General features: G+C 64.9%; 15 protein-coding genes. 9 read left to right on the top strand and 6 right to left on the bottom strand.

Going from position 1 to position 18,724, the window contains the following annotated elements:
* Window positions 1-61: 61 nt before the first annotated feature.
* The 5 genes from purN to GEMMAAP_RS07375 all read right to left on the bottom strand — a co-directional run bounded on the left by purN (window position 62) and on the right by GEMMAAP_RS07375 (window position 6,280).
* Window positions 62-826, bottom strand: coding sequence for a phosphoribosylglycinamide formyltransferase (gene purN / locus GEMMAAP_RS07355; RefSeq protein WP_053334378.1), 765 nt, complete (start codon window positions 824-826; stop codon window positions 62-64).
* Window positions 823-1,464: a D-glycero-alpha-D-manno-heptose-1,7-bisphosphate 7-phosphatase gene (locus GEMMAAP_RS07360; RefSeq protein WP_053334379.1), complete on the bottom strand. Its 642-nt coding sequence runs from the start codon at window positions 1,462-1,464 to the stop codon at window positions 823-825. The genes purN and GEMMAAP_RS07360 overlap by 4 nt, the downstream gene beginning before the upstream one ends.
* Window positions 1,454-2,839, bottom strand: a complete 1,386-nt coding sequence (locus GEMMAAP_RS07365) for an Ig-like domain-containing protein (protein ID WP_145979044.1) — start codon at window positions 2,837-2,839, stop codon at window positions 1,454-1,456. The genes GEMMAAP_RS07360 and GEMMAAP_RS07365 overlap by 11 nt, the downstream gene beginning before the upstream one ends.
* 10 nt (window positions 2,840-2,849) lie before the next feature.
* Window positions 2,850-5,597 carry a valine--tRNA ligase gene (locus GEMMAAP_RS07370; RefSeq protein WP_026850449.1) on the bottom strand — a complete coding sequence of 916 codons (2,748 nt, stop codon included), beginning with the start codon at window positions 5,595-5,597 and terminating at the stop codon, window positions 2,850-2,852.
* Window positions 5,598-5,740: 143 nt separating this feature from the next.
* Window positions 5,741-6,280 carry a BON domain-containing protein gene (locus tag GEMMAAP_RS07375; protein WP_158514767.1) on the bottom strand — a complete coding sequence of 180 codons (540 nt, stop codon included), beginning with the start codon at window positions 6,278-6,280 and terminating at the stop codon, window positions 5,741-5,743.
* 261 nt (window positions 6,281-6,541) lie between these two features.
* Between GEMMAAP_RS07375 and thrS the strand changes: the two genes are divergently transcribed.
* Entirely contained in the window at window positions 6,542-8,521 is a 1,980-nt protein-coding gene (gene thrS, locus GEMMAAP_RS07380) for a threonine--tRNA ligase (RefSeq protein WP_026850451.1), read from the top strand.
* A complete protein-coding gene (locus GEMMAAP_RS07385) occupies window positions 8,518-9,765 on the top strand; it encodes a sensor domain-containing diguanylate cyclase (RefSeq protein WP_026850452.1) in 1,248 nt (415 codons plus the stop codon). Before thrS ends, GEMMAAP_RS07385 begins: the two co-directional genes overlap by 4 nt.
* A gap of 17 nt (window positions 9,766-9,782) precedes the next feature.
* Here GEMMAAP_RS07385 and GEMMAAP_RS07390 read toward each other — a convergent pair whose 3' ends face one another.
* Entirely contained in the window at window positions 9,783-11,276 is a 1,494-nt protein-coding gene (locus GEMMAAP_RS07390; protein ID WP_026850453.1) for a carboxypeptidase regulatory-like domain-containing protein, read from the bottom strand.
* 205 nt (window positions 11,277-11,481) lie between these two features.
* On the opposite strand from GEMMAAP_RS07390, the gene GEMMAAP_RS07395 reads away from it, so the two are divergent.
* Genes GEMMAAP_RS07395 through GEMMAAP_RS07425 form a run of 7 tightly spaced genes read left to right on the top strand, consistent with a single transcriptional unit; the run spans window position 11,482 to window position 18,592 of the window.
* Window positions 11,482-12,690 carry an acetyl-CoA C-acetyltransferase gene (locus tag GEMMAAP_RS07395; RefSeq protein ID WP_026850454.1) on the top strand — a complete coding sequence of 403 codons (1,209 nt, stop codon included), beginning with the start codon at window positions 11,482-11,484 and terminating at the stop codon, window positions 12,688-12,690.
* A 16-nt stretch (window positions 12,691-12,706) separates the two neighbouring features.
* Window positions 12,707-13,591, top strand: a complete 885-nt coding sequence (locus tag GEMMAAP_RS07400; RefSeq protein ID WP_053334380.1) for a CPBP family intramembrane glutamic endopeptidase — start codon at window positions 12,707-12,709, stop codon at window positions 13,589-13,591.
* Window positions 13,592-13,597: 6 nt separating this feature from the next.
* The gene (locus tag GEMMAAP_RS07405) at window positions 13,598-14,461 is read left to right on the top strand and encodes a 3-hydroxybutyryl-CoA dehydrogenase (RefSeq protein WP_026850455.1); all 864 of its coding nucleotides are present in this window, start codon (window positions 13,598-13,600) and stop codon (window positions 14,459-14,461) included.
* Between the two features lie 3 nt (window positions 14,462-14,464).
* Window positions 14,465-15,649: an acyl-CoA dehydrogenase gene (locus GEMMAAP_RS07410; RefSeq protein WP_026850456.1), complete on the top strand. Its 1,185-nt coding sequence runs from the start codon at window positions 14,465-14,467 to the stop codon at window positions 15,647-15,649.
* 16 nt (window positions 15,650-15,665) lie between these two features.
* A complete protein-coding gene (locus GEMMAAP_RS07415) occupies window positions 15,666-16,742 on the top strand; it encodes a Glu/Leu/Phe/Val dehydrogenase dimerization domain-containing protein (protein WP_026850457.1) in 1,077 nt (358 codons plus the stop codon).
* Between the two features lie 60 nt (window positions 16,743-16,802).
* Window positions 16,803-17,297 (top strand): ribose 5-phosphate isomerase B, encoded by a 495-nt coding sequence (gene rpiB / locus GEMMAAP_RS07420; protein ID WP_026850458.1) that lies wholly within the window; start codon window positions 16,803-16,805, stop codon window positions 17,295-17,297.
* A gap of 38 nt (window positions 17,298-17,335) precedes the next feature.
* Complete coding sequence (locus tag GEMMAAP_RS07425) at window positions 17,336-18,592, top strand: serine hydroxymethyltransferase (protein WP_026850459.1); 1,257 nt, start codon at window positions 17,336-17,338, stop codon at window positions 18,590-18,592.
* Window positions 18,593-18,724: the final 132 nt, after the last annotated feature.

An 18,724-nucleotide genomic window follows, 5' to 3' on the forward strand; every position in this document is an offset into this window, starting at 1 on the left:
TACGGTGAACACGGGGCTGCAGGAGCGTATGACGCAATGCACTAACAACTACGAACGGCGATTACCGCGGAAACAGACGGGCCACATCGGTTGCAAACAGTGGCGCATCGTTGGCGACATCAGCCACCAGGCCAAATCGCCATTCCGGCGCCGCCAACCCTACCGGAACATCGAGGTGCCCGTGCACGCGGCCGTCGTCGCCCAGCACAATGGCCCCGCTGGCCACGGCGGCCACACAGAGCGGGAAGAGCCGATGTTCCACGCGCAGAACGCGCGCAGCCAGCATGGCGGGCGTATCACCGGGCAGCACCGGAACCGGCCACTGGGCAATGATGGGCCCACGATCGTAGTGCTCATCCACGAAGTGCACCGTTGCGCCGGTCACCAGCGCACCGTGCTCGATGACCGCCGAATGAATGCGCATGCCGTACATGCCCGGCCCGCCAAACGCCGGCAGCAGTGCCGGATGAATGTTCAGCAGTCGGCCCTGAAAGGCGCGTACGACCGCTTCCGGGATGAGCCTGAGATATCCGGCCAAGACCAGGAGATCGGCGCCCGCAGCATCCAGTTGCGCAATGATGGCGCCGCCGTCGGCCGGATTCGCAATCACGCCGGTGGCCACTCCCGCCGCTTGGGCGCGGGTCATGGCGCCGGCGGTTGGCTTGTCCGATCCCACCCACACAATGTCGCCCATATGCGACGCGGGGCCGGCAAAGTGATCAAGGAGCGTCTGCAGGTTGGACCCGCCACCAGAGGCCAGCACGGCAATGCGCGAGCGCACCGGCACAGGCAACGGGGCAGGGGACGTCTCACGGTCGGTGGTCATGACCGATGGCTCGAGTGGTGGTTCGAGAACTGGTTCTGCCGAGCGTCGTGCTCGGGCAGGTCACCCACCCCAAGGCGGGTCAGGGCCAACATGACGGCGTCCAGCAGTGTATGGCTCACCGCGATGTTCGGGGCGGTGCTGCGATGCGCGGTATCCACGTCGCTGGCAGGCGTTTCCGCCCCGGGCACCAGAATGCCCAACCCACCGGTCGCGAGCGCTGGCTGCGCATCACGCCAGCGGTCGCCAATGTAGGCACTCTGCGCGAGATCGAACCCGTGTTCGCGCGACGCTTGCTCATACATGCCGAGCGCCGGCTTTCTGCAATTGCAGGCTCCGGTCAGCTCGGCCAGGTGTGGGCAGTGATACGTCGTCAGGACCTCGGCCCCCCCGGCCTGCAGCAACGCCACCGTGCGGTCTCGCACCGCTTGGTACTGCGCTTCGGTGATCAAGCCGCGGGCAATGCCTGACTGATTGGTGACGATGACGACCGGGACCTGCGCGCGATTAGCCAGAGAGACGGCCGCTACCGCATCGCGCAGCAGTCGCACGCCCGACGGGTCGGCGAGATAATGCGCGTCGGCAATGATGGTGCCGTCGCGGTCGATGAACAGGGCCCCGCGAGACGGCTCAGCGGCCACGGTTCACCGTATCACGCTTTACCGAGTCCCGTTTCCCCGGGTCACGTTTCGCGGCGGTACTGTCGCCGGCGATGCTGTCGACCTTCGGTTTGGGAATCGTGAAATTGCGGGCGGGCGCTTTCACGATGCTGTTCAGGCTGATCACGCCGGTCATCTGCAACCGGTACGTTTTCCCGGGGGTGAGCGCGCTGTCGAGCGTGATGTACGCTTCCTTGTACACCTGCGGCCGGTTCATCTTGGGAAGTGGCAGCGTATCCGGCGGAGCCACTCGGCCGCCACGCAGGCGCGCCGCCTGACGCGCGGCTTCCCGCTTGGCCCGATCGGCCGCGGCCACACTGTCGGCGCGGCGCACCAGCACCAGCGAATCGCGGCGGGCGCGCTGTTCGGCCGACAGCGTGTCCTTCTTGGCCGCTTCCGCCGACAGCGAATCGGCCTTGCGTTTGGCGTTCAGGGAATCGAGCTGCTTCTTCTGCGGTGCCGTTTGCACCAACGAGGCCCCCATGCGCACCGAGTCCGGCGCGCGCATGAGCCGCACCCCGTCAGGTACGAAGAACTGGTCCAGCGCATACGGCTTGTCGAACGTCACTTTCAGCACGCGGTTGCTGTCGAGCGGTTCGATTTGCTGGATGCGCAACCCCACCGTGTCGCGGGCAAAGGTATAGAACTCCGCCTCCGCGTACCCCGTGAGCGTGACCCGGAGCGAGTCCCAGATTTCGAGCGGCTCGAGGTCCTTGTTGTTGTTGCGATCACCATAGGCGCGCAGCAGATACGGGCCAATAGGGATGTTGCGCAAATCGTACCGCCCAGCCGAATCGGCCACGACCTGATACACCAACGACGTGTCGGCCGACACCGCTTCAATCACGGCGCCTTTGAGCCCACGACCTTCGGTCCAGTCAAAGGCCACCCCCTTGATCCGGGTCTCCGGAATAGGGAGCCCCGTGGAGAACACCACGCTCAACGCGGTGTCGAGCGCATTGTTGTAGAGGTCCTGCAGCCCCGGCTTGATCTGCACGGTGTACACCGTATTCTGGCGCCACCCCTTGGCCGGTCGGATCTGGATGCTGGTGCGGTCCCAGTCCACCCGGGCCTCACCGCTTTTGGGGCTGATGAACACCAGCTCCGACAGATCCCGAGCACCCTTGGGTGTTTCGCTGATCACCTCGTCAAACCGGATGGTGACCTCGCCGGGTTTGCCCGTAACCGATTTGTTCTCCGGCGTAATCTTGACCACGAGCGGCGGGGCAAAATCTTCGGGACCGCCCGGAGGCAATGACTGGTTGGCGCACGCGGTCCCCGCCGCCAGCACCGCCCCGAAGAGCAGGAGGCGGCGCATGGCGGCCATGGGACGGCGTGACGAATCCGGGGCGCTCACGACGGTGGGATCACGCGGCAATCGCGGTGCGCTTCTGGCGCAACTGCTCCAGACGTGCGCGCCATTCGGCGGCCTTGGCGCGTTCCGCCTCCACCACCTGCGGCTTGGCCTTGGAGATAAAGCCGTCGTTGGACAGGCGAGCATCGAGGGCGGTCAACTGCTTGTCGAGCTGGGCGATTTCCGTATCCAAACGCTGCTTCTCCTTGTCGAGATCGATCATGCCGGCCAGCGGCACGACGAGTTCGACGCCGCCCGAGAGCAGCACCTGCGCCGCCGCGCCGCCGGGGTTGGTCGTCTCCACGCGCACTTTCGAGCGCGCAAGCGATCCTACGGTATCGGCCTGCGCCACCAGCATGCCCTGCGCGTCACCGGAAGCCACCAGAATGGCCTCCACCCACGCGCCCGGATTCACATTGTACTCCGCACGGACCTGTCTGATCGCCGCCACCGATTCGCGCACCATTTCGAAGCCGGCGCCGGCGCCAGCCGCCTCGCCGCTGGCCACTGGCCACGAGGCCTGCGCAATGAAGGCGCCCTGTGGAGTCTGTGGCAGCTTCTGCCACAGCTCTTCGGTGATGAACGGCACGACCGGATGCAGCAATCGCAACGCACCGTCAAAGGCATGAGCCAGCACGGCCCGGGCCACTTCGCGGTCGGCGGTGCCTTCGGCCGCGAGACGCGGCTTGATGCTTTCGAGATACCAGTCGGCCAGTTCGTTCCAGACGAACCGCCGTGCGGCCTCCGCGTACTCCGACAGTCGCAACCCGCGACCGCGCTCCTGCTCAGTCCAGGTGGCCAGGTCACTCGGGCGCGCCGGCCCCAGTGCCGCATCGCAGTCGGCAATGGCCACGTCGAGGCGCTCCAGAATCCAGCGATCCGCCGGGGCCAGCTGCGCGCGATCCAGCGAGGCCACAGGCGCCACGGGATCGGTGCCCACGCGTGACAACAGGAAGCGCCCGATGTTCCACAGCTTCGTGCAGAAATTGCGCCCGGGGGAGAACGACTTTTCGAGGTCGTTGGGGTCGAGCATGATGTCCACGCCAAGCCCCAGTCCGGCCACCATCGTCCACCGCAGCGCATCGGCGCCGTACAACTTCACCACGTCCAGCGGGTCGATACCGTTACCGAGCGACTTGGACATCTTGCGGTGCTGCATGTCGCGCACCGTGCCGTGCAGGTACACCGTGTGGAACGGCGCCTTGTCCAGGAACCAGCAGCCGCTCATCACCATGCGGGCCACCCAGAAGAACAGAATTTCGGGGGCGGTGACCAGTACATCGCCGGGGTAAAACGCCTTGAGGTCCGGCGTCTTCTCGGGCCACCCAAGGGTACTGAAGGGCCAGAGCCAGCTGGAGAACCAGGTGTCGAGTACGTCCTCATCCTGGCGCACCGTACCCTGACAGCCCGGGCAGGTGGCTACATCGGTGCGCGACACGATGGGCGCTTCGCCGCACGCGGCCGTGCAATACCACACCGGCACCCGATGGCCCCACCAGATCTGACGCGAGATGTTCCAGTCTCGAATGCCTTCGAGCCAGTTCACATACACGGCTTCCCAGCGTTCGGGGAGAATGCGCAGCTCACCCGTACGCAACGCGGCCAGCGCCTTGTCGGCGAGCGGCTGCATCTTCACGAACCACTGGTCGGAAAGCCGCGGCTCCACCACGGTGTCACAGCGGTAGCAGTGCCGCACGCTGTGCGCGTGGTTTTCGATCTTCACCAGGGCGCCTGCCGCTTCCAGCAGGGTCACAATGGCTTTGCGCGCGGCAAAGCGATCGACCCCCGACAGCTCGGCCGGCACGCGGCCAGCGGCGCCTTCCACTTCGCGCACCACGCCTTCGGCATCGATGATGACGGGCATGGCGAGGTTGTGCCGCTTGCCCACCTCAAAGTCGTTGGCGTCGTGCGCGGGCGTGATCTTCACCGCGCCGGAACCGAAGGTGGGGTCGGTATAGCTGTCGCCAATGATCGGAATGCGCACACCGTTCAGAGGCAGCACCACGTCGCGGCCAATGAGCGGCTGATAGCGCTCATCGTCCGGATTTACAGCGACGGCCACGTCACCCAGCATCGTTTCCGGACGCGTGGTGGCCACCGTGATGGACTGCGACGGATCGTCGGCCAGCACGTAGCGCAGGAGATACAGCTTGCCGTTGGTGTCGGTGAACTCCGCTTCTTCGTCGGACAGGCTGGTGCCGCAGCGCGGGCACCAGTGAATGACGCGGTGGCCCTTGTACACCAACCCATCTTCGTGCAGCCGCACAAATGCTTCCCGCACCGACTTGGACAGCTCGGGGGAGAAGGTGTAGGCCGTCCGCGTCCAGTCGGCGCTGGCGCCAATGGACTTGAGCTGATTCAGAATTTCGCCACCGGTCTTGTCCACAAACTCGGCAACACGCTGCACGAACGGCTCACGCCCCAGGTCGAAGCGGGTCTTCCCTTCGGCGGCGAGCTGCTTCTCCACCACATTCTGCGTGGCAATGCCGGCGTGGTCAGTGCCCGGCACCCAGAGTGCCTCGTCGCCAGCCATACGGCGCCAGCGAATGAGTACGTCCTGCACGGTGTTGTTGAGCCCGTGACCCATGTGCAGCACCGCCGTCACATTGGGCGGCGGAATGACGATCACAAAGGGTTCACGGGACGCGGCCCGGGCAGGGTCGGCGGTGAACACCCCATGTTCAGTCCATGTGGGGTACCACGCCGCCTCCGTTGCAGCAGCGTCGTAGGTCGTCGGGAGAGCGGAATCAGGCCAAGTCATAGCCCGAAAAGATAACGAGATCCCCCCAACTCCGTTAACTGCAGAAAAAGCGTCATGGGTTATGGGTTGGCGGGGCACCGAGTAACTGCGGGCACAGCCACCGCGGTTACTCGGTGCCTGATAACCCATGACCCATAACGCCGTTACAGCTTTTGTCCGCTCACTGCCAGCAAGCTCACCACTGCCGCCACGTCCGGTACTCCCTTGGCTAACACCACGGCGTACTCCGCTTCCGAGGCCGCTTCCACCCACCCGGTCAGCTCGATCACGCCCTCGTCGTTGGCGCCAATATCGATGGTGCGTTCGGCCAGCAGGAGGTCATTGCGGAACACTTCCAGCACCCGTTCTTCCAGCTCAACGGGATCAACGCCGCTGGTCGCCGCCGGTACAACGGGGCGCCGCGGGGGCGTCCGGTAAGACTCCGAGGGGTGCGAAGACCGGGACGAGGGCTCAGGGTACCGGCCCCGAAGGTGCAAATGAGAGATGGCCTCGGGGGCGAGCTCGGAGTCATCGTCTTCCAGCTCGTCGAACGTCTGGGAGCGGCGCTCATCGCCCCGCCAGCCATCCTCCCGATGCCGACGCTGGCGCCGACTGGTCTTGCGGCGCAGCAGCCCGTCCATGCCACCGGCCCGATCGGCGATGGCCATGCCAATCGCCAGTCCTGCCACGGCGCCGAGCGCCACCAACAACAGCTGTCCGGATCTGCTGGCCCCGGACCGTCTCCCACGTGCCATCTGAAACCTGCCTCGCATGGTGCCTGCCGCATCCGCGGTGGATGCGTGTGTCTTGGCGTAAGTCCTCTAGCAAGGATAACTTGGAGGGACCTGTCGAGCGAGGTCGACTGCCACGGACCGTAGCCGTGCGTCCTTGTGTCCCGCGATGGTCCATCCATCGGGGCAGATCATGCTCGCATCCTTTTGCTGTCCTGCCCGATGATTGCCGGTATGCCGTCTGTAAGTTCCGATGCCCTGATCGTTCTCACGCTTCCCGATGGCTCCACGCGGGAAGTTGCCCCGGGCACCCTCGCCCGCGATGTCGTGGGCAGCATCGGCGCCCGCCTGCTGCAGGCCTCTGTGGCCGTGGCCGTTGATGGCGAGGTCCAGGACCTCATGACCCCGCTGCGCAAGAGCGGCGCCTTTGTGGTCATCACCGACAAGGATCCGCGCGCACTGGCCGTACTGCGCCATTCGGGCGCGCACATTCTGGCCACTGCCGTACGTCGCCTGCGCCCCGATGCCAAGATTGGCTTTGGGCCGGCCATCGACGACGGCTTCTACTACGATTTCGAAGTCGAAACGCCGTTCACGCCGGAAGATCTGGCGGCGTTCGAAGCCGAAATGAAGAAAGTGGTGGCCGAGAAGTATCCGTTCATGCGTGAGGAAGTGTCGCTGGACGAGGCGAAAGTGCGCTTTGCCGATGACCCCCTCAAGCTTGAGCGGCTGGCGGACTTTGAAGGCACCGACGAAGTGATCTCCACATACACGGACGGGCCGTTCATCGACTTGTGCCGCGGCCCCCACGTGCCCGACACCTCGCACCTCAAGCACTTCAAGCTGCTCCACACGGCGGGCGCCTATTGGCGCGGCGATGTGAAGCGGCAGATGCTGCAGCGCATTTATGCCACGGCCTTCTTCAAGAAGGACGAACTCGAGACGCACCTGCACAATCTCGAGGAGGCCAAGAAGCGCGATCACCGCGTGCTCGGCAAGTCGCTGGGGTTGTTCCAGATCTTCCCGCAGGCTCCCGGCGCCGCGTTCTGGACGCCCAAGGGGACGCAGCTGTACAACACCCTCGAAGGGTTTGTGCGCGAGCGGCAGAAGGAAGCGTTCCAGGAGATCAAGACGCCCCTGCTGTACAACAAGAAGTTGTGGGAGCAGTCGGGGCACTGGGGCAAGTACAAGGAGAACATGTTCCTCGTGCTCGACAACGAGACGGGGGAGCACGACATGTCGCTCAAGCCCATGAACTGCCCGTCGCACCACGTGTTGTACGCGTCCGAAAAACATTCGTACCGTGAACTGCCGGTGCGCTATGTCACCTTCGACGTGCTGCACCGCAATGAGTTGTCCGGCGCGTTGTCCGGGCTCACGCGCGTACGGCAGTTCTCGCAGGACGACTGTCACGTCTACCTGCGCGAAGATCAGATTGAAAGCGAGGTGAAGTTCCTCATGGACTTCATTCTCTCGTACTACGATACGTTCGGCCTTACGGCGCGCCTCAAGTTTGCGACGCGCCCCGAACAGCGCATTGGCAGCGACGAGCTGTGGGATCGCGCCGAGGGGGCCCTGCGTGCAGCCCTTGAAAGCACGGGACGTGAGTACGAAATGAAGGAAGGGGACGGCGCGTTCTACGGCCCCAAGATCGACTTCGACGTGACGGACAGCATCGGGCGTGCGTGGCAGCTGGGCACCATCCAGCTGGACTACAACGCGCCGGAGCGTTTCGATCTGTCGTATACGGGAGAAGACAACGCCCCGCACCGCCCGGTGGTCATTCACCGTGCCGTGAGCGGTTCGTTCGAGCGGTTCATCGCCATTCTCATCGAGCACTTCGGGGGCGCCTTCCCCGTGTGGCTGGCGCCGGAGCAGGTGCGGGTCATTCCCATCGCCATCGACTACAACGAGCACGCGCAAGCGCTGGTGACGCGTCTCAAGGCCCACGGCATTCGCGCCACCCTCGATGCCCGCAACGAAACGCTCAACTATCGCGTGCGGGAAGGGGAAGTGGAGAAGGTGCCGTACATGTGCGTGATTGGCCGTCGTGAGGCGGAAGAGCAGACGGTCGCGCTGCGGGCCCGTGGCGGGGGCAAGAAGCAGGATATCTTGTCGCAGGACGCGTTCCTCGAGCGGGTGCTTGAAGAAGTGCGTACCCGTGCCCTCCCGGTTCCCGCTGAGAAGGCGGCCGCGGCGGAGGCCGACGCGTGACCCCCGAGGCGCTGCTCGACCTATTCCTGCTGTCGCCGGTTGGGCTTGTGGAGGTGGACGAGTCTGGCGCGGTGGAAGTCGCGAATCTCGCGGCGCGGCGCCTGCTCACCCCGTTCACCAGCACGGGGTCGTTGGAAGATCTGTTCAATACGTTGAGTGCCGTGGCCCCCGACCTGCCCGCGCGTGTGCGCGGATTTGACGGCCCCCGCGGCATTATCGTGGACAATCTCGAACTGCTCGCCCCCGGGCAGCACAGCGGCGTGTTCCTCTCGCTGGTGAAGGTGGCCAACGGTCGCATCGTTGCCGTGGCCACCGACGCCTCCTCTCTCGCCTCGGCGCGTGGCCTCGTGTCACGCTACGAGCAGCGGTTGAACGCGGTGGAAGGGGCCGTGCGCGAGTACGCCATCTACACGGTCGATGCCCAGGGGGTGGTGGATAGCTGGAGCACGGCCGCCGAACGGGTGCACCAGTGGAATGGCACCGCCATTGTGGGGCAGAGCATGACGCAATTGCTCCCCCCCGATCATGGCGGCGCCACGTACCTGCAGGACACGCTGGCGCTCGCGGCACGCAACGGCTGGTGCGAAGAAGAAGGGTACCGTCAGCGGCAGGACGGCACGACGTTCTGGGCCACCACGGTGGTGACGGCTTTGCGCGATGCGGCCGGTGAGGCCGTGGGCTTTTCGGTGGTCTCGCACGATGTGTCCGAGCGCCGTCGGCTCGAAGAGCGGCTGCGTGATGACGCCTCCAGTACGACCGACTATCTCACCGGTGTCTCCGCGCGCCGGGCGTATTTCGACGTGGCGCAAAGCGAAGTGGCGCGTGCACGGCGTTACGGACAGCCGCTCACGATGCTGCTGGTGGACCCCGACCACTTCCGGGAGCTGGTGGATCAGCACGGCGAGCCCTTTGCCAACGAATGGCTGCGCGCCATTGCGTGGGTATGTCGTCAGGAATCCCGCACCACCGACGTCGTGGGCCGCATTGGCGGTGAGGCGTTTGGCGTGCTGTTGCCCAGCACCGAGCTCTCCGGTGGTCTCGTGCTGGCCGAACGTATTCGTGAACGCATGGCGCGCCACGTGTTCTCCGGGGACTTCTCCGGCGTACGCGGAACGCTCTCCGTTGGCGTGGCCGAAGTGAGCGACTCGGTCACCAGCGTGGACGGACTCCTGAGCGCGGCCGGTACGGCGGTGGCGCGCGCCCGGCAGGCGGGGATGAACCTGGTGGTCGGCTACGACGACTGATCCTGCCTGGACGGGCCTCAGCGATCGCCAGGGCGGCGTCGCTGACCCGTCCAGATGACAATGCTGCCGCAGCCGTTGCGACTCTGAAATTGCGGCGGTGTTGATCCGTTCCGGGTGTACACCTCCACGGCGCGCACCTCGGGGGCGGACACCAGGCCGTCAATGACGCCGTCCGGTACCGGGGTGTTCATGCCGTTGAGAAACACGGCGGGAACGCATGAGCCGGCGCCGGCGGATCCGCGCATGAGCACGCGGTCGCGGCCGCCGTTGGCGCCGGGCTGCACGGAAATGCCCGGCATGCTGCGCATGATGTCGCCAACGAACAGGGCGTTGCGCCGCTCGAGTTGCTGGTCGTCCATGAAATAGCCGCCGCCCTGCTTTTTGCGTTCCTCAAAGGCGCCCATTTCGCGCGTCCAGCGATCGGCCTGCACGCGCACCGTATCCAGGCGAGGGGCCAATCCTTCAAGGCTGATTTCGGCCGCTGACTCCGTGCCGTCGATGAGGTCCACGGCCACGCGCCGCGGCTCAAATCCTACCGCGCGGGCCTCCACCATCCACGACCCGCCGGGCAACTGGTCAAAGGTGAACGCCCCGCCGCCGCCCGACGTCCCCTCGGTGCCGGTCCCGGGGACCGATACACGAGCACCCACCAGAGGTTTGCCCGCACTGTCGCGCACGATGCCCCGCACCTTGCTGGTACCCTTCAGCAACGTCTGCGGGCGTTCGGTGGGACCGGCAGGCGGTTTTACAATGCGCTGCGGATTGGCCACGTACAGGTCGCGCAAGAGCAGTCCATGGCGCGGCATGGGAAGTTCCACCACGCCGCTCGAGTCTATCCCGGCGTACGCACGGGTGGTGATTGTGGCATCTGAGGGCACCCCGCACAGCAGAAAGGCGCCGCTGGGGGTCGCGTCCGCAAAGCGCGAGGGGAAACGTCGCGACACGCCGGTCGGAGACACGGTGGTCTCCAGATACTGCACCCGCACGCGGGCATTGCCTTCCAGAGGCGTTCCCCGCGCTGAACGTACTACGCCCATGAACGCCCCCTTCTCCATCCCGGCGCCCTGGCCACCACACACATTGGCCAACATGGTGGCCGGCGACGGCAACCCCAGTGACAGCGACACATCTCCGCTGCCCACAATGTTCACCTGAATCACCCGGCTCTCGAGCCCGAGGCGATCCACCTGCTCGTGAATCATCCCCACGATGTAGGTGCCCACGCGCATGGAATCGAGCACGAACAGCCCCACCGAATCGGTGCGTACCGAGCGCACGTTGGCCGGGTTCTCCGATTCCACGAACTGCACAGTGGCCCCGACCAGCGGGCCACCGGCGATGCTGTCGTACACCTCGCCGGTGATACGAGCCAACGGGATCTGGATTGCTGGCGCTTTGGCCGGCACCGCGACCGGCTTGGGCGGCGGCGCCGGCTTGCGGGGAGGTTGGCGAACCTGGGCGCCGGCCAAGGCCGGGAGGAGCAGCAGGAGAAGCGGTAGGGCGGTACGCATGCTGCAAACTCGGGAATGTGGCCTCGCAGGTCCAGTGGGGCCTCGCTCCTGGGAAGCGGCCAGCCGCACTGCGCGGTCGCTCTCCCCCCGCGCCCCGTCACAGGGCTGATCGGCATTTTCAGTAAACGCCAAACCTGATGGCGTATTCGTTAGCTTTGAAGGCTGTCCCACTCCCCAGTCTTCCCATCTGTCCGTCACCACACTCATGTCTGACCTTTCCCGCCAGCCCGTGATCGTCGGTGCCGCGCGCACCCCGATTGGCCGGTATCTCGGAGGCCTCGCCTCCCTCGGGGCGCCCGACCTCGGCGCCATTGCCATCAAAGCGGCGCTCCTGCGTAGCGGTGTCGCGCCCGATCAGGTGCAGGAAGTCATCATGGGCCACGTGCTGCAGGGCGGCACGGGGCAGGCGCCGGCCCGGCAGGCCATGCTCAAGGCCGGCGTGCCGAGCACGGCGTCGGCGCTCACCGTGAACAAGGTGTGCGGCTCTGGTCTCAAGGCGGTCATGCTGGCGGCTCAGGCCATCAAGGCCGGAGATGCGCAGGTGATTGTGGCCGGCGGACAGGAAAGCATGAGCAACGCGCCGCACTACGTGTACGGTATGCGGGGGGGAGTAAAGATCGGCGATCAGACCATGGTGGACGGCATGATCAAGGACGGGCTCTGGTGCCCCACCTGCGATGTGCACATGGGATCGCACGCCGAGTACACCGCCACCAAGGCGGGCGTTTCGCGAGAGGCGCAGGATGCCTTTGCGGCCGGCTCGCACGCCAAGGCGGTCGCAGCGCAGCAGGGCGGCAAGTTTGCGGCGGAAATTGTGCCGGTGGAGATCCCCGGTCGCAAAGGCCCCACGGTGGTGGATACCGACGAAGGGCCACGTGCCGACACCACCGCCGACTCGCTCGCCAAGTTGCGGCCGGCCTTCCCGGGCAAGGGCGACAACAGCACGCTGTCGGTGACAGCAGGTAACGCCTCGTCGCTCAATGATGGAGCGGCGGCAGTGGTGGTGACCAGCGAGGCGTACGCCCGCGAGCATGGCCTTACGATTCTCGCCCGCATTACGGCGTATGCCACCGGCGCCGGCGATCCGCGTGACCTGTTCTTTGCGCCCATTACGGCGGTGAAGAATCTCATGGCCAAGGCCGGCACCACCATGGGTGATTACGATCTCATCGAAGCCAACGAAGCCTTTGCCAGCCAGGCGCTGGCTGACGGTCAGGGGCTCGAGTGGGATGCCAGCCGCGTGAACGTGAACGGCGGCGCCATTGCGTTGGGCCATCCCATTGGGGCCAGCGGCACCCGTGTCCTGGTCACGCTGCTGCACGCGCTCATTGACCGCGACCTGCGCACCGGATTGGCCACGCTCTGTCTGGGTGGTGGCGACGCGGTCGCGTTGTCGGTGGAACGGGTTTCCTGATCCGGCGTCACTGGTCGTGAAGGTCGCCGCGCGCGTCCTCTGGCGACTGGGCAGTTTCGCCGTGGCCTGGATCCTCGCCCAGGGGATCTTTGAGTCACTGGCGGCGCCGCTCTTTGCGATGCTGTCGCGCGCGCTGGGTGAGCCCATTCCGCTCTATCCGTTCAGCATGCTGGTGGGGGTGTTGGGGGGCTGCTGGGTGGGCTTTCGATTCATGGACGAGGTGCCGTGGTCGCTCATGGGGCTGGGCGAGGGCGTCTGGCGCCTGCGTCCGGTGGTGGGCGGCGCCCTCGTGGGAACCGCCGCGATCGTGGTGACCGCGGCGGTGCTCTGGATGGCTCGGCAGTTGCGCTTCGAGACGGTGGATGCGCTGGCCTTTGTGGGGGAGAGTTGGAGTGGCACGGCGCTGCGGCTGGCGATCGTGCTGGCACCGGCCGCGCTGTGGGAGGAACTGGCCTTTCGCGGCTACCTGTACGGGGTGGCCGTGGAGGCGACCCCGGAGGGGCAGGGGCCGTGGTTGGCACGTGCGGCCAGCAGTGTGGCGTTTGGTCTGGTGCATCTCACCAATCCCGGCGCTGGTGTTCGCACCACGCTCATCGTGATGCTGGCTGGCTGGTGTCTGTGTCTGGTGCGTGAGCGGGTGGGGCTGCCCGGTGCGTTTACCGCGCACTTCGCCTGGAACTGGGTCATGGCCGCGGTGCTGCATGTGCCGGTCAGCGGGTTGCCCTTCTCCACACCGGGGTACCGAGCCGTCGTCAGTGGACCGGAGTGGTTGACCGGTGGCAGTTGGGGACCGGAAGGCGGACTGGTGGCAGCACTCGTTATGGGCGCCGCCGCGATCTGGTCTGGCAGAACACAACAGCAGGTTCAGACAGCACACCCTTCGTTGATGATCAGGAGCTGAAGCGATATGTCCGAGTCGGTGAATGCCGTGCAGCGCGCGGCGGTGGTGGGAGCGGGGCAGATGGGCAATGGCATTGCCCATGTCTTTGCCGTCAGTGGTCATGACGTGACCATGATTGATGTGAGCGCCGATGCGCTGGCCCGCGGCCGCGACACCATTGCCAAGAATCTCGATCGGCAAGTGAAAAAGGGCGCTCTCGAGTCCAGTGCGGCAGAAAGCGCGTTGGCGCGCATTCACACCGCCACCGCGCTCGACGCCGTTGCCGATGCCCAGATCGTGGTGGAAGCGGCCACGGAACGCACCGACCTCAAGTTCCGCATCTTCGAAGACCTTGATCGACTGGCTCCCGCCGGCGCCATCCTGGCCAGTAACACCAGCTCCATTTCCATCACGGAAATCGCCGCGCGCACCAAGCGCCCCGAACTGGTGATTGGCATGCACTTCATGAACCCCGTGCCGGTCATGCAGCTCGTGGAAGTCATTCGTGGCCTCGCCACGAGCGACGACACCACACAGCAGGTCATGGCGCTGTCGCGCGCGCTGGGCAAGACGCCGGTGGAAGTGAATGATTTCCCGGGCTTCGTGGCCAATCGCATTCTGATGCCCATGATCAACGAGGCCATCTACTGCGTCATGGAAGGGGTGGGGACACCCGACGCCATCGACACGGTCATGAAGCTCGGCATGAACCATCCCATGGGACCGCTGACGCTGGCCGATTTCATTGGCCTCGATACCTGCCTGGCCATTCTGGAAGTGCTGCACGAAGGGCTGGGTGACCCCAAGTACCGCCCGTGTCCGCTGCTGCGGAAGTACGTGGCGGCTGGTTGGTATGGTCGCAAGAGCGGCCGCGGCTTTTACCAGTACTAACGCATGTCACTCATTCAGCTCACCGACACGCAGCGCGACATTCAGCAGCTCGCCCGCGACTATGCGCAGCGTGAGCTCGTAGCGCTGGCGGGCGAACGCGACCGCGAATCCCGCTTCGACCGCGTGATGATCACGCAAATGGCCGAAATGGGTTTTCTCGGCATGCTCATTCCCGAGCAGTACGATGGCCTTGGCCTCGACGCCCAGAGCTATCTGCTGGCGCTCGAAGAAATTGCCGTGGGCGATGCTACGGCGGCGGTCACACTGAGTGTGCACAATTCGCTGCCCACGCAGATGATTCTCAACTTCGGTAACGACGCGCAGCGCGCCCAGTTCCTGCCGCCCATGGCGCGCGGCGAATTGTTGGGCGCCTTTGCGCTTTCGGAACCCGAGGCCGGTTCCGATGCGGCCAGTTTGCGCACGCAGGCAATACGCGATGGCGACAGCTGGGTGCTCAATGGCACCAAGGCGTGGGTGTCGCACGGCAACGAAGCCGGGGTCATTCTGTGCATGGCGCGCACCGATAGCTCCGACGCCCGCAAGGGTACCAAGGGGATCAGCACGTTCATCCTCACCCCCGACCTGCCGGGCTTCCATCTCACCAAGAAAGAAAACAAGATGGGGCTGCGGGCATCGCCCACGCTCCAAATCGTGCTCGACAACTGCCGGGTACCGGCAGACCGTTTGCTGGGCGACGAAGGCAAAGGGCTCACCTACGCGCTGGGCTCCCTCGACCACGGGCGGCTGGGCATTGCCGCGCAGGCCATTGGCATTGCGCGCGCCGCGCTTGAGGCCAGCATCAAGTACGTGGGTGAGCGCAAGCAGTTCGGCAAGAACATCGGCGAGTTTCAGGCCATTCAGTTCAAGATTGCCGATATGGCCACTCGCATTACGGCCTCCCGCACGCTGTTGCATGCCGCGGCGGCCGCCAAAGAGCGCGGTGAGAAGATCACGCGCTTCAGCAGCATGGCGAAGCTCTTTGCCACCGAGACCGCCATGTGGGTCACCACGCAGGCCGTGCAGATTCACGGCGGCTATGGCTACGTGACCGACTACCCCGTCGAGCGCCACATGCGCGACGCCAAGGTGACGGAGATCTACGAAGGCACGTCGGAGATCCAACGCATTGTCATCTCGCGTGAAACGCTGGCCGCTGCGGCGGCCGCCGACGGATCACTCCCCGACTGATCTTTTCGAGTCTTTCATGCATTACTTCGACACCATCGCCGAGATGGGTCATGAGCAGGTGGTTTTCTGCCACGACAAGGCGTCCGGCTATCGCGGCATCATTGCCATTCACGACACCACACTCGGCCCCGCCCTCGGCGGCTGCCGGTTCTGGAACTACGCCTCCGACGAAGAAGCCGTCATTGACGCGCTGAGACTGTCGCGGGGGATGACCTACAAGAACGCCGTGGCCGGGCTCAATCTGGGCGGCGGCAAGTCTGTCATCATTGGCAACAACAAGACGGCGCAGCGCGAGATGCTCTTCCGTGCGCACGGCCGGTTTGTGGATTCGCTGGGCGGCCGGTATGTGACGGCCGAAGACGTGGGCACGACCGTGGAAGACATGGACTTCGTGCATATGGAAACCACCCATGTCACCGGTATCGGTTCCAAGTCGGGCGATCCGTCCAGCGTGACGGCCCGTGGGGTCTTCCGCGCCATCCAGGCTTCGGCCTTCCAGAAGTGGGGGAGCAAGGAGCTCACCGGGCGCACGGTCGCCATTCAGGGGCTGGGGCACGTGGGCTATTATCTGGCGCGCGAACTGCATGTTGCCGGGGCCCGTCTGCTGGTCACGGATATCGATGCCGGTCGCATCGACCGCGTGGTGCAGGAGTTCGGCGCCACCTCGGTGGCGCTCGCCGATATCTACGCCGCCAAAGCGGATATTTTCGCTCCCTGTGCGTTGGGCGGTATCCTCAACGACGACACCATTCCGCAGCTGAGCGTCGAGATCGTTTCGGGCGCGGCCAACAACCAGCTGCTGGAAGACCGTCACGGCGACGAGCTGGAAAGCCGGGGCATTCTGTACGCTCCCGACTATGTGGCCAACGCCGGTGGTGTGATCAACGTGTACAGCGAACTCACCGGCTGGAGCGCCGATCGCTCCCTGCGCAAGGCCGACGAGATTTACGAGACCGTGCTCAGCGTCTTTACCCTGGCCAAAAGCACGGGAATTCCCACGTACAAGGCCGCTGATCGGGTGGCTGAGCAGCGCATTGCCGCGGTTCGCGGTATGATGAGGACGTGGCCGCAGTATCCCAACAAGGAAGCCTGACCCCGGCGCATCCCGCCGTCGGGTGTGATTTTTACACCTCTACGCCCAGTGAGCTGACCCATGGTTGACGTCGCACGCCCCGGAGAGCGCATCCCCATTGCCTCTGACCACGCCGGATTTGAACTCAAGGAACGGCTGCGGGTGGTGCTGGGGGAGCTGGGCTACGAGGTGGAAGACATTGGGACGCACAGCACGGCCAGCACCGACTACCCCGACTATGCGCACCCGCTCTCGCAGCAGGTGAGCGATGGCGCGGTGGATCGCGGCATTCTGCTGTGCGGCACCGGCCTGGGCATGAGCTACGTGGCCAACCGGTATCCGGGGGTCCGCGCGGCGGTGGTGTGGAACCCCGAGATTGCCGGTCTCGCCCGCAAGCACAATGACGCGAACGTTTTGGTGCTCCCGGCGCGTTTCGTTTCAGACGAAGACGCCGTGGCCATTCTCAAGACGTGGCTGGAAACGCCGTTTGAAGGCGGCCGCCATGGCACGCGCGTCAACAAGATCGAACAGACGAACGAACAGAATGGGGCCGAGTCCCCGGGGAGCGCGTCATGAGTGAAGGAGCCAGCGCACACTGGTCGCAGTGGGATCGCCTGCCACCCGGTGATGCGCTGATGGCCGTAGATCCGGACATTGCTCACCTCATTGTTGAGGAAACGCAGCGGCAGAGCGATGGTCTGGAACTGATTGCCAGCGAAAACTTCGTGTCACCGGCCGTCATGGAAGCCGTGGGCTCAACGCTCACCAACAAGTACGCCGAAGGGTTGCCGGGCAAGCGCTACTACGGTGGGTGCGAAGTGGTGGACAAGGTGGAGCAGTTGGCCATCGATCGCGCCAAGCAGCTCTTTCGTGCCGATCATGCCAACGTGCAGCCGCACAGCGGGGCCTCGGCCAACGCGGCGGTGTTCCTCGCGTTCATGAAGCCGGGCGAGACGTTCCTCGGGATGGACCTGTCGCAGGGCGGGCACCTCACGCACGGCTCGCCGGTGAATTTTTCCGGGCTGTTGTACAACGCGGTGTCGTACGGTGTCACGGGCGACGGGCTTATTGACTACGACCATATGCGCGCGCAGGCACGTGAGCATAAGCCCAAGATCATCATTGCCGGATACAGCGCGTATTCGCGAGTGATCGACTGGCAGGCGTTTGCCGATATCGCCAGGGAAGTGGGCGCGCTGTTCTGGGTGGACATGGCGCACTTTGCCGGTCTGGCGGCCACGGGGATGTATCCGTCGCCCGTGCCCTTTGCCGATGTGGTCACCAGCACCACGCACAAGACGCTGCGCGGCCCGCGTGGTGGCATCATTCTGTGCAAGGCGGAGCATGCCAAGGCCATTGATAAGGCCATGTTCCCCGGCATGCAGGGTGGTCCGCTGGAACATGTCATTGCGGGCAAGGCGGTGGCGTTCCACGAGGCATTGCAGCCGTCGTTCACGGCGTATTGCCGGCAGGTGGTGCAGAACGCGCAGGTGCTCGCGCAGGCGCTGGTCGATCGCGGTTATCACATCGTGAGTGGCGGTACCGACAATCACCTCATGCTGGTGGATCTGCGCAACAAGGGACTCACCGGCAAGGTGGCGGAAAAGGTGCTCGACCAGGCGGGCATTACGGTGAACAAGAACACCGTGCCCAACGAAACGCAGTCGCCGTTTATCACGAGCGGTATTCGCATTGGCACGCCGGCCGTCACCACGCGCGGCATGGATGCCGACGCCATGCAACAGATTGCGGCGCTTATTGATCGGGTGCTCAGCGCACCCGACGATGCGGCATCGGTGGAGGCTGTCAAGGCCGATGTCAAGGCGCTCGCCGATCGATTTCCGTTATACCGGGCGGTCTCGCGCGTCTGATTGATGGACGTTCGATAACTCCCTCGCACAGCGTCGGTTCCATGCGGCGCCATCACAAAGCTGTGTGTGGGTGGTGACCGAAGCAGGTTGCGGGCGGCCAACAGGAGTTGTGGCCGCCCGCTTCTGTTTGCA

Source organism: Gemmatimonas phototrophica (genome assembly GCF_000695095.2).
In the GTDB taxonomy this organism is placed as follows: domain Bacteria; phylum Gemmatimonadota; class Gemmatimonadetes; order Gemmatimonadales; family Gemmatimonadaceae; genus Gemmatimonas; species Gemmatimonas phototrophica.